At 71.3% G+C, this 11,277-nt stretch carries 12 protein-coding genes; 4 read left to right on the top strand and 8 right to left on the bottom strand.

Going from position 1 to position 11,277, the window contains the following annotated elements:
- Positions 1-18: 18 nt before the first annotated feature.
- The gene (locus H6726_21135) at positions 19-714 is read left to right on the top strand and encodes an SDR family NAD(P)-dependent oxidoreductase (GenBank protein ID MCB9660162.1); all 696 of its coding nucleotides are present in this window, start codon (positions 19-21) and stop codon (positions 712-714) included.
- Between the two features lie 92 nt (positions 715-806).
- On the opposite strand, the gene H6726_21140 is transcribed toward H6726_21135, so the two are convergent.
- Both H6726_21140 and maiA read right to left on the bottom strand, forming a co-directional pair.
- Positions 807-2,600 (bottom strand): long-chain-acyl-CoA synthetase, encoded by a 1,794-nt coding sequence (locus tag H6726_21140; protein MCB9660163.1) that lies wholly within the window; start codon positions 2,598-2,600, stop codon positions 807-809.
- Positions 2,601-2,644: 44 nt separating this feature from the next.
- On the bottom strand, positions 2,645-3,283 hold the full coding sequence (maiA, locus tag H6726_21145) for a maleylacetoacetate isomerase (protein MCB9660164.1): 639 nt from the start codon (positions 3,281-3,283) through the stop codon (positions 2,645-2,647).
- A gap of 80 nt (positions 3,284-3,363) precedes the next feature.
- On the opposite strand from maiA, the gene H6726_21150 reads away from it, so the two are divergent.
- From H6726_21150 to H6726_21160, 3 genes are all read left to right on the top strand, one after another.
- Positions 3,364-3,834: a pyridoxamine 5'-phosphate oxidase family protein gene (locus H6726_21150; protein MCB9660165.1), complete on the top strand. Its 471-nt coding sequence runs from the start codon at positions 3,364-3,366 to the stop codon at positions 3,832-3,834.
- Positions 3,831-5,192: a GAF domain-containing protein gene (locus tag H6726_21155; GenBank protein ID MCB9660166.1), complete on the top strand. Its 1,362-nt coding sequence runs from the start codon at positions 3,831-3,833 to the stop codon at positions 5,190-5,192. Before H6726_21150 ends, H6726_21155 begins: the two co-directional genes overlap by 4 nt.
- Before the next feature lie 147 nt (positions 5,193-5,339).
- Positions 5,340-5,969: a hemerythrin domain-containing protein gene (locus H6726_21160; GenBank protein MCB9660167.1), complete on the top strand. Its 630-nt coding sequence runs from the start codon at positions 5,340-5,342 to the stop codon at positions 5,967-5,969.
- Positions 5,970-5,990: 21 nt separating this feature from the next.
- Here the strand turns inward: H6726_21160 and H6726_21165 are convergent, their stop codons facing one another.
- From H6726_21165 to H6726_21190, 6 genes are all read right to left on the bottom strand, one after another.
- Positions 5,991-7,484, bottom strand: a complete 1,494-nt coding sequence (locus H6726_21165) for a hypothetical protein (GenBank protein ID MCB9660168.1) — start codon at positions 7,482-7,484, stop codon at positions 5,991-5,993.
- A 45-nt stretch (positions 7,485-7,529) separates the two neighbouring features.
- Positions 7,530-8,594, bottom strand: coding sequence for a hypothetical protein (locus tag H6726_21170; protein MCB9660169.1), 1,065 nt, complete (start codon positions 8,592-8,594; stop codon positions 7,530-7,532).
- Positions 8,591-9,190: an RNA polymerase sigma factor gene (locus H6726_21175; GenBank protein ID MCB9660170.1), complete on the bottom strand. Its 600-nt coding sequence runs from the start codon at positions 9,188-9,190 to the stop codon at positions 8,591-8,593. The genes H6726_21170 and H6726_21175 overlap by 4 nt, the downstream gene beginning before the upstream one ends.
- 83 nt (positions 9,191-9,273) lie before the next feature.
- Complete coding sequence (locus H6726_21180; GenBank protein ID MCB9660171.1) at positions 9,274-10,122, bottom strand: energy transducer TonB; 849 nt, start codon at positions 10,120-10,122, stop codon at positions 9,274-9,276.
- Positions 10,119-10,526, bottom strand: coding sequence for a biopolymer transporter ExbD (locus H6726_21185; GenBank protein ID MCB9660172.1), 408 nt, complete (start codon positions 10,524-10,526; stop codon positions 10,119-10,121). The genes H6726_21180 and H6726_21185 overlap by 4 nt, the downstream gene beginning before the upstream one ends.
- A complete protein-coding gene (locus H6726_21190) occupies positions 10,526-11,269 on the bottom strand; it encodes a MotA/TolQ/ExbB proton channel family protein (GenBank protein MCB9660173.1) in 744 nt (247 codons plus the stop codon). The genes H6726_21185 and H6726_21190 overlap by 1 nt, the downstream gene beginning before the upstream one ends.
- Between the last annotated feature and the right edge of the window lie 8 nt (positions 11,270-11,277).

Below are 11,277 nucleotides of genomic sequence, written 5' to 3' on the forward strand. Positions count from 1 at the left end.
GCCGGGTATGGTTGCGCGGTGAGCCACACATCCGAGTTCGAAGGTCAGCACGTCGTCGTCACCGGTGGAACGGGGGCGCTCGGGCGCTCCGTCGTGGGGGCGCTCCTCACGCGCGGCGCGCAGGTGCACATCCCGGTCATGTTCCCGCGCGAGCTCGAGGGCTTCCCGTACGTCAAGCAGGTGCACGCGGTGGAGGGCGTCGACCTGCGCGACGAGGCCAGCTGCGCGGCGTTCTTTGGCAGCGTCGAAGGGCCGCTCTACGCGTCCATCCACCTCGCGGGCGGCTTCTCCATGGCGCCCATCGAGGACACGAGCGTCGCGGATTATCAGAAGCTGGTGGACCTCAACCTCACCACGTGCTTCCTGAGCTGTCGCGAGGCCGTGCGCTGCATGAGTGGGGAAGGGCGCATCGTGAACGTGGCCGCCAAGCCCGCGCTGGTGCCGACCGGCGGACTCGTCGCGTACAGCCTGACCAAGGCCGCCGTGGCAGGCCTCACGCTCTCCCTGGCCGAGGAGGTGCGTGAGCGCGGCATCTGGGTCAACGCCGTGGTGCCCTCCACCATGAACACGCCTGCCAATGTGGCCTCCATGCCGGACGCCGACCACGGCGCGTGGCCCACCACGGACGACGTGGCCGCGACCATCGCGTTCCTGGCGTCGCCCAGCAACCGCAGCACACGCGGCGCGCTGGTGCCGGTGTACGGCCGCACCTGAAGCCATCGTCGGCGGCACCCTTGGAACGGCCCGGGGGCGCCGCGAGACCACGACAGCATGCACGATGGGTCGCGTCTCTGCCGTCGGGTCGCTCAGATGCGCAGCGCGCCGGACACGATCTGCTCGTGCAGGGCGCTCGTGAGCGGCTCGTAGCTGCGGCCGTTCCAGAAGTAGAGCGGGTCGTCCCCCACGGCGCTCGGGTCGAAGCCCTCGGCCTTGAGCTCGGTCTTCACGTACTTGAAGCTGGCGGTGAGCTGCAGCTCACGCTGCACGCGGATGAAGAGCGGCCGCGAGTAGGCCGGCAGGCTCTTCTCGACGTGCGCGGACAGGGCAGGCACGTCCAGCTCGCCGTTGGTCACCACGGCCGCCATGCCCGCGCGCCCGTCGCAGCCGGGCACCTCCACGCCGTACACGTTGGCTTCGCGGATGCACGCCGCGTCCGTGAGCACCAGCGCCACCTCGCTGGTGGCGACGTTTTCGCCCTTCCAGCGGTACGTGTCTCCCAGTCGATCCTGGAACGACACGTAGCTGTGGTCGTGCAGGCGCACGAGGTCGCCCGTGTTGAAGTAGTTCTTGCCGTCGCCGAACGGGTTCTCCAGCACCTTGCCGGCGTTCTTCTGCTTGTCCACGTAGCCGTCGAAGCTGTTCACCTTGTTGATCTGACCGAGCAGGATGCCGTCCTCGCCGGGCTTGGCCTTGGTGCACAGGTTCGTCTGCGCGTCGCGCGAGACGTCGGCCGTGCCCTCCTCGGCCTTGGCCACCACCTGACCGGGCATGAGCCGCCCCAGCATGCCGGGCTTCCCGTCGAAGTTGACGATGCCCACGTTGCCCTCCGTGGCGCCGTAGAACTCACGCACCGTCGGGATGTTGAAGCGCTCGACGAACGGGCCCCAGATGTCGGGACGCAGCCCAGCGCCCACCACCATGCGCAGCTTGTGGCGCTTCTCGGACGGGCGCACGTCGCTGCTCATCAGGTAGCGGCACAGCTCGCCGATGTAGGCGAACACCGTGGCCCCGTCGCGCTCGCAGTCGTCGAAGTGCTGGCTGGCGGAGAACTTGCGGCGCAGCGAGCAGGTGGCGCCGCCGACGAGGGCCATGCCGTAGCCCAGGATGAAGCCGCTCGAGTGATAGAAGGGCAGGCCCGAGGTGTAGACCACGTCGCTGGGCGTGATGTGCGCCACCGGCCCCGCGAACACGAACATGGCCTTCATGACGCGCTGGTTCTTCATCATCGCGGCCTTGGGCAGCCCGGTGGTGCCCGAGGTGTAGATGTAGACGAACGGGTCGTGGATGCTCTGCTTGGTGCTCTGCTCGGGGTTGTGCGCGGGCGCTGCGTCGATGATGGCGTCGAAGTCCACGCTGCCGGGTAGCTCGGCGCGCAGGTCGCCGTCACGCATCATGAGCACGCGCTCGGCGGGCACGGGCAGCGCGTCGCCCAGGTCGCGCACGCTCTCCGTGTGCTCTGCGCCCAGCAGGATGTAGGAGGGCTCGCAGATCTTCAGCGCATGGGCCAGCTGCGTGCCCACCACGTGCGTGTTGATCAGCGCGCTGACCACGCCGATCTTGTTCGCGCCCATGCAGGCCACCAGGTACTCGATGCGGTTGTCCATCAGCAGCGCGACGACCTGCCCCTTCTGGACACCGAGCCGCTCGAGGGCGTGCGCGTACTGGTTGGCCCGCGCGTTGAGCTCCTGGTACGTGAGCTTGCGGCCCTCGAACAAGAGCGCCGGGTGGTTGGGCTGCCGCGCCGCGTGCCGCTCCAGCAGCACCGCCGGGCTGAGGTTCTGCTTGTCGCGCAGCTTGTATCCGGCCAGCCAGATGCCGTAGCCGATGGTGCTCACCATGCGGGCGTTGCTGCGGAGGATCTCGGTGTCCAGTAGTGCCATGTCGGGGAGTGTGCGCTGAAATGAATGGCGGTTCAATCTGCCGCTCAGCTCGGCGGGCTGTCGGGCTGGGCGTCCGGGTGCGCGGCGGCCCAACCGGCCAGCGCCTGCGCGCGGGCGTCGATGTCCACCAGGGCCCCGAGGGCGTCCAGCGACACGCCCAGCACACGCGCGTTGTACATCTGCGGCACCAAGCACACGTCGGCGAGGGTGGGCGTGTCCCCGAACAGAAAGGCCCCACGCGTGGCACGCGAGCGCTCTTCGAGTGCGACGAGGCCCCGCCCCACGAAGTGCCGGGCCCAGTCTCCGAAGTCCGCGCCCAGGCTGGTGACGTGCTGCAGCACCGACAGGTTCTGGAGCGGCTGGATGCCCGAGTTCACCAGCTCCACCAGCTCGCGGACGCGGGCGCGCTCGAGGGGCGTGCTTGGCAGCAGCGCAGGCTCGGGATGGACCTCCTCCAGGTACTCCATGATGGCGACCGACTGCGCCAGCTGCGCGTGGCCCTGGTCGGCGCCGAGCTCGAGGACGGGCACCTGGCCCATGGGGTTGCGCGCGCGGTGCTCCGCTTCGCGCTGTGCCCCAGTGCCGAGGGCGACCGGGACCACCGTGTAAGGCAGCTGCTTGTGGGCAAGGGCTAGGCGCACGCGATAGCTCGCGCTGCTCCGGTAGAAGGCGTAGAGGCGCATGGCGCGCACGATAGCAGCCCGTTCCGGGGTGAGCGCACACGGTGTTCGTGGTACCCCTCGCTCATTCAGCGGTACCCGACGTGGACAAGGTCGACATTGCAGCGTTCCTCGAGCTCGGGCTCGGCGTCTTCGTCGGTACCCGGGACGCCCAGCGGGTGCCGCACGGGGTCTCGGGCTCTGCCGTCAAGCTGCTCTCGGAGGGGCGGGCCGTGGTGTACGTCCCAGAGCACGAGTGCGCGCAGGCGGTCGCCAACGTCCTCGACAACGGAGCCATCGCGGTGCTGTTCGACCAGCCCACCACACATCGTGGCTACCAACTGAAGGGGAGGGTCACCGCCGTGCGCGCCGAGACCGCGGAGGAGGCCGAAGAGGTGCGGGCCTTCGTGGGGCGCCTGATGGCCGAGTACGCCGTGATCGGCGTCGCGCCCGAGGTCATCGAGCGGCTCGTGTTCTCGCCGTGTCGCGCGATCGAGTTCGCGTACGACGAGGTGTACGAGCAGACTCCGGGCCCGGGGGCGGGCAAGGCTGTCCAGTCGACGGGGGACGCGTGAAGCTCTCGGACCTCGCCCCATGTTTTCAAGGCGTCACGCCTGCGAGCATCGCCACGTGTGACGCGGACGGCGTGCCCAACGTGACCCTGCTGAGCCAGGTGCACTACCTGGACGAGCAGCACGTCGCCCTCTCGTGCCAGTTCTTCAACAAGACGCGCCGCAACGTCGACCAGAACCCGTACGCCAGCGTGCGCCTCTGGCACCCGGTCACGCTCCAGCCCTACGTGCTCGCGCTGCGCTTCCAGCGGGCCGAGACGAGCGGGCCGCTGTTCGACGAGATGTCTTCGCGCATCGACGCCATCGCGCGCGTGACGGGCATGCAGGGCATCTTCAAGCTGCTCAGCGCAGACGTCTACGAGGTGTGCTCCATCGCGGAGGTCACGGGCGCCTTGTCGCCCGCGGGGGCAGAACCGCAACGCGCGTCGCCGAACGTGCCGCGCGACACCGAGATGCGTCGCGCGGAGCTGCGCGGCCTACAGCAGCTGAGCGCTCGCATGTGTCGGGCCCGCACGCTGGACGAGCTCTTCGGGGCGCTGCTCGAGAGCGTCACGTCGCTGCTCGCGGCACCCCACGCCGTGCTCCTCTTGCACGACGAGGCGCGAGGGCGCCTCACGGCCATCGACAGCAAGGGCTACGAGCGCAGCGGCGCGGGCGCGGAGGTGCAGGTCGGCGAAGGGCTCATCGGTGCGGTGGCGGCCTCGCGGATGCCGCTCGCGTTGAGTGGCATGCACGCGGTGCGACGCTACGCGCGCGCCGTCCACGTCGCCGCGCGGGAAGGCGGGGCTCCGCTGGAGGGAGACATCCCGCTCCCCGAGCTGCACGACGCGCAGGCGCAGCTGGCCCTGCCGCTCGTCGCGGACGACCGCTTGGTGGGTGTCCTGGCGCTCGAGAGCCGCGACCCGCTGGCGTTCGAGGAGTGGCATCAGGCCTACCTGACCTTGCTCGCGAACCAGGCCGCGTCGGCCATCGCGGTGCTCTCGGACCGAGACGACGAAGACGAAGCCGACGCGCCGTGCCCCGAGTCCCACCCGCTCCCAGCGCGCACGCGGCGCTTCACCTGGTTCTCGGCCGACGAGAGCGTCTTCGTGGACGGCGAGTACCTCATCCGCAACGTGCCGGCGCGCATCTTGTGGAAGCTCCTCAGCGAGCACGCCGACGGGCGCTGCGAGTTCACCAACCGCGAGCTGCGGATGGACGCGAGCCTGGGCCTGCCGGCGCTGCGCGACAACCTCGAGAGCCGCCTCATCTTGTTGCGCAAGCGGCTCGAAGAGCGCTGCCCCGACGTGCGCCTCGTGTCCGTCAAGCGCGGTCGCTTCGTGCTGGAGCGTGACTGCGAGGTCGTCCTCGAGACGCGCTGAGGGGCGCTCTCGGGGGGCACCCACGCGCCTCTCGGACCGTTAAGAACTTCTTAGCAAACCGGTAGCGAACACTTAGCAACCGCGCGCGGTTCGCGGCGCTATCTCATCGGTGCTGGTGCTTCCCAGCCACGCACCCCGGAGACGTTCATGACCGCGCATCGCTACAACTTCTACAAGATCATCCACAAGGGCATCCGCCGTGAGCTGGGCGAGCTGCTGCGCCTGGCCGCCGAGCTCGACGTCGACGACCGTGACGCGACCAACCCGTACCTCGCGCGTCTGCACGCGTCGCTCGCGCTGATGGGCGCCCACGCTCACCACGAAGACGCGCACATCGAGCCGCTGGTGGAGCGCTTCGCGCCTGCCCTGGCTCGCCGCATCTTCGCCACGCACCGTGTGCTCGATCAGCAGGAGCACGAGCTGCTGCGTCGCGCCGAGGTCATGCGCGAGCGGGCCGACGCGGGGCACGCGTTCTATCTTGCGCTGACGCGCTACGTCGCCACCCAGCTGGGTCACATGGCGGAGGAGGAGACCGAGGTGATGGAGCTGCTCTGGGAGCACGTGAGCGACGAGGACCTCCTCGCGGTCGAGGGTGCCATCGTGGCCAGCTGCGCGCCCGAGGAGAACGCGGTCTACATGGAGTGGATGATGCACGGCGTGAGCGAGCCCGAGCGCGTGGCGTTCCTTGCGGCCATGCGACAGGCGGCGCCCCCGGAGGCCGTCGCGCACGCGGAGCTGCTCGCGCAGGCGGCGCGGGAGTCGCGCGCGGCGGCGTAGTCTCGACCCACGGTCCCAGCGTCATGGGGGGCCGAGGTGCAAGCGCACGCCGAGGTGCAGGCCTGGCCACCCCAGCACGCGCTTGCCACCTCCGTCGCGCAGCGTAGTCACGAGCGCGGGGGGCGCCTGGGGGTGCTCTCCGGCGTCCTCCGTGTGCAGCCACTGGTAGCTGGGCGCGATGAACAGCCCGACGCGACCAGGCAGACGGACCTCCACCGGCAGCCGGACGGTGACCAGCATGCTCTGCCGGTTCTGGCTGCCGCGCAGCATCCAACCCAGCAGCGCGTCGAGGTCGAGCTGCGCGTGACGGGTGGACACGAGCCGCACGCCGAGCCCGGTGAACACCAACAGGCGCGGTCCGCGCGGACCGACGCGGGCTCCGACCCCGTAGAGGTTGTGCACCAGGCGCCCACCGTGCGTGAGGTTCACCACCAGCATCCCCGACTCGCTTCCCCACGCGTCGATGGAGGTGCGTCCGTTCCGGACCACGCTCACGAGTCCGATGGGGGCGGCTGCGTCCTTCGAGATGTTCACGAGCCCCAGCTGCAGACCCCGCACCTCGCCTGCGACGTTCACGACGCCGAGCTGCGCCCCTTCGACGCGCCCTGTGGCGATGTTGACCGGCGCCAGCTGGACGCCGCGCACGGGTCCGAGGACGACGTTGAGCCCGCCAGCGACCTGGAGGCCACAGGCGAAGCCCGTGAGCACGTTGAAGCCACCGCCAAGCTCGAAGCCGTGGAGACCGCGCGCGAGCCCCCCCGCGAGGTTGAGTGAGAAACCACGCACCGCGTCGCGACCCGCGCGCATGGAGGAGCTGCCCACTCCGGGCAGGAGGTCGACGCCGACGCGGGACCCACGCGCTCGCTCGGTGCAGGGGTGGGGCGGTGGCGGTGCGCCCGGGTCGGCGGCGACTGGACCCGGTGACACACGGTCATCCTCCCCAGTCATCGGCAGCGCAGCGAGCTCGTCCTCGCCTTGGTCTTCGTCTTCGTTGTCGCCCGAGCCGGTCGACGGCGGGCTCGCGTCCGATGGCGGCGGCCCTGGATGGGTCGTGTTGGCTGCGGCGACAGGGGACGACCCCGAGGTGTCGGCTGCGGATTCGGTGTCTCGCGTTGGCTGCGGCGTCAACGCGGAGAGCAGCTCGCTCGTCTGGTCTTCCACGAGGTTGATGATGACCAGCGCGACGGCCTCCCCCGCGAGGCGCGCGTCGGGGGAGAGCGGGATGGTCCGCTGAAGCTCGGCCGCCGTGTGGCCCACGTAGCGCACGTGCGCGCGCTCGCCTTCGCGCACGACCAGCACGGCGCGCTGCCCGGTCAAGGGCGGCGCGTCCACCACCGTCCAGCGTAGCGTCGAGGCGTTGGCGAGCTGTGCGCGCAGCGCCTCTCGGTCGAGCGGCACGTCGGGCGCGACGTACACGGGGGTCAGGTCGGGTGCGGATGTGTCCGCCCCCGCTTGGGCGCTGACGGAGGGGACGCCGGCCAGGGCAGCCAGCGCCGACAGCGCCGATAGCGCCATGAGGGCCCTGGCCGTCCAGGCCTGGCGGTGAGCTGCCCGCATCGTTCAGCGCGCCCGGAGGGCGTCGAGCAGTTGCTGCGCCTCGGCGCGACGGTACCCGCCACCCACGCTGCCCGAAGCGAAGGGGAGCAGCGCCCGCTCTGCGGCGTCGCTCCGACCCAGGCGCACCAAACAGAGCGCGCGGTTGTAGCGCGCCTCGAGCGCGAAGGTGCCCTGCGGGTGCTCCGCCAGGTAGCGGTCCCAGGCCGCCAACGCAGCGCGCGGGTCACGTGTGACGAAGTGCGCGCGGTGGGCTGCCCGATACAGCGCGAGATCGGGGTCCTCCACAGCGTCCGAGCTCTCCGGTGCAGGCGCGGTGCCCCGTGGCGTGGTCGGGGTCGCGTCCGCGCCCCCTGCGCTCGTTGCAGCCGCGAGGCCCGACGAGGCTGTGGCGTCCCCCTCGCGCACGTCGGGTGAGGGGGTGGGCTGGTTCGGGCCGCTCCGCTCGTTGGACCCCGACACGATCTCCTCGACTCCCTGCACGGCGGACACAGTGGACCGCGCTCGGCTGGACACGGCTCCAGTACGGGGAGTCGCCCCCAGGCCGCTGGCTGGTTGCCGCGACCCTGGCGCGTCCGGCTGCGGTTCGCTCGGCGTCGTCGGTGTCGCGTCCGTGGCGAGCGTCAGGGTCTGGAGCTGTCCGGTCGGCGCGACGGGGGACGGCGCCAGGGCCGCTCCGTCGTCGCCTCCGTCGCCGCCGCCCTCGGCTACCGCGCCAAGGGGGTTGGGGGCGCCGGCGTGGGTGGGCCCGACCCCTCGCCTCCCATCCGCGCGGCCGCCCACTGGCGTCCCTGCATCGTCCCTGTGCGGCGCCACGCCCATGAACAGCCCTCGCACGGCGTCCACCATCGGCGCGAGCCGTCCCGTCGTCGCGGCCAGGGCCGTCGCGGCCAGGAGGAACGCGGCCAGCTGAAAGACCACCCACGTGAAGCGCCGCGGCGCGCGCTCTTGGCGGCCTGCGGCCTCCATGATGCGCCGCCGCGTGTGGCGCAGCTCGTCGAGCGGGGGCGGCCCTGCGTCACGCAACGCGCGCGTTGCCTGCGCGAGCAGATCGTCTTCGTCGGCGCTCATCGCAGCCCCCCTTCGCGCGCGCTCCGCGCCAGCGCCTCACGCAGCTTCTTCTTCGCGTGGAAGACCCGGGTGCGCATCGTGGCTTCGGGAGCGCCCGCGATCTCACCTGCCTCCTTCGCGCTGCGCTCCTCCACCTCGCACAACACGAAGGCCACGCGCTGGTCGAGCGACAGCTTGTCGAGCGCGCACGTCAGCGCGTCCGCCAGGTCGGCGCGCAGCGCGTCGTCTTCCGGCGAGACGCTCCCGCCACGGGGCTCGCGGGCGTAGCGCTCCATCGCCGCACGCCTTCGACTGGCGGCGCGCACGTGGTGCCGCGCGTGGTTGACCGCGATGGAGATCAGGAAGGAGCGCAGCGAGCTGCGACCCTCGAACCGGCCGACCACCTTGGGCAGGGTCATGAACGTGTCCTGCACCAGGTCCTGGGCCGCGTCCGCGTCTCCCACGAGTCGCCGCGCGAAGGCCAGCACGCTCGGCCCGTGCATGTCGTAGGCCTCGCCGATGGCTGCGGGCTCGGCCTGCTGGAGGCGCACGACGAGGCCATCGACAGGTCGAAGGGGGGCGGTGGTGGTCACGCAGGCGCTGTCTCTGCTGGTCATGGGGCCACCCGATGCGTGCCCGGTCCGAACCAGAACGTTCAAAGAAAGTGACGAGTGGGAGAGGCATAGCATGCGGGGCGGCCTCACCGGCTGAAGCGCAGCGTCACGCGCGCGGCGGCGGTCGTGGGCGTGCCGGCCGCGTCGAGCCCCGGGGTGAACCGACGTCCGGCGAGGCAGCGGCGCGCCCCGGCCCCGAAGCCCTCGCCCTCGGGGGTCTCACGGAGGACGCCTACGCGGCCGACCCCACCGTCTGGGCGCACCACCACCAGCACGACCACGACGCCCTGGTCGCTCGTGCTGCTAGCGGGGAAGTGTCCTCGACAGGCGTCGGGGTCGTCGAGGCGGGGCGGTCGGCTGAGCTGCGAGGCTGGTGTGATGCCGTCCCCACCAGGGGCGGGGGAGGCGGCGGGCGCCGCGGCTGCGTCGGTTCCTCCCGCCCGGGCGCCTTGCGCACCGTGGTCGGCCGTGCCGCCCCGCGCGACGACACCGTGGCCGTAGCTGGCCCCGCTCGCGTCGGTCACGAAGCGGACCGGAGCGGCCTGTGTCGGAGCGTCGGGGGCGGCCGTGAGCAGCGACCCCGCGCGCGCCGCTGGCGGGGCCTCCGCTTGGGGCGCCGTGGACGGCGGGGCGGTCCTGGCGCGAGCAGGGGCACGCACGGCGGGAGGCGGCGGCTGGCTCTCCGCTTCCGGGGGAGGCTCGGGTAGGGCGGGCGTGGGCACCGGCGCTGGAGGCCGTGTTGGTCTCACCCGCATCAGCTCGACGTCCAGCGCGGCTCGTGGCTGAGCTTGCGCGGGGGGGGTCTCCGGAATCGCGAGCGACAGTAGACCGAGACCCAGATGCAGCGCCCCGGCCAGGAGCCCCGCGCCGAAGGCCCCCAAGCCCTCACCACGCGCGCCGAAGCGCAGCGCCGCGTCGTAGCTGCGCATGGTCACGGCGCGGGGTCCACCGCGAAGCCGACGCGCACCACGCCGACGCCCCGCAGCGCGTCGAGCACGTGCACCACGTCCCCATGGCTGGCGCTCGCCGACGCCTGGAGCACCGTCCGCAGCTCGGGTTCCTGTGCCAGCCGCTCCGTCGCCAAGGCGCGCAGTGCGTCGTCGTCGGCCAGGAGCGCGCCGTCTGCTGTCACGCGTCCTGACGCGTCGATGCCCACCACCAGCACGGTCTGCGTCTCGTCCCCGGTCGCTGCCTGCGGCAGGTCGAGCGGCAGCGCGGGTGGGGACATCATCTTCGCCGTGACCATGAAGATGACCAGCAGCACGAGGGTGACGTCCACGAGCGGCGTCACGTTGATCTCGTGGATGCCATCGTCTCCCGTGAGCTTTCCGGCAGCCATCACGACACCTCCACGAGCGAAGCACGGACCCGGCCGAGCTCTTCCGTATCGGGCGTGTCTCGTGCCCGTGGGGCGCGCTGCGGTAGTGCGTCGCGGGGCACCTCGCTCGCGCCGGCTTCGCCCTCGAGGTGCGCGAGCAGCACGTGCGCGAGCGCGTCGGTGTCGTAGGCGATGCCCTTGATGCGCCGCTGGAAGCCGTTGTAGGCGGCGATGGCCGGGATGGCCACCGCGAGCCCGATGGCGGTCGCGACGAGCGCCTCGGCGATGCTCGCCATGACGGCCGCATTGGCTGTCGACCCGTCCCCGACGCCCAGCTCTTCGAAGGCCATCACGACCCCGACCACGGTCCCGAAGAGGCCCACGAAAGGAGCGTTGCTCCCGAGGGTGCCCAGGTAGCCCAGGCGCCGCTCGAGGCGCTTTCGCTGCAGCGCCTCGGCGCCCGCCATCGCCTCACGCGCGGCACGCACGCCGCGCCCGGCGTCGAGCAGCCCGGCCAGCACGACAGCTGCCTCGGCGGAAGAGGACGAGCGCATCAGCGCGCGCGCGCCCTCGTAGTCGCGCGCGTCCAGCAACGCGCTCAGACGTCGCGCGATGAGCTCGATGTCCTCCGTGATGGAGTGGAAGAACCACGCGCGCTCCACCATCACCGTGATGCTCGCGAGAGAGAGGAAGATCATGAACCACATGATCGGCGATGCGCCCATGGCCAGCAGGAGCGACTTGGTCTCGTTGACGACGTCCATGTCAGCTC

The organism is Sandaracinaceae bacterium (assembly GCA_020633055.1).
GTDB lineage: Bacteria > Myxococcota_A > Polyangia > Polyangiales > Houyiibacteriaceae > JADJJE01.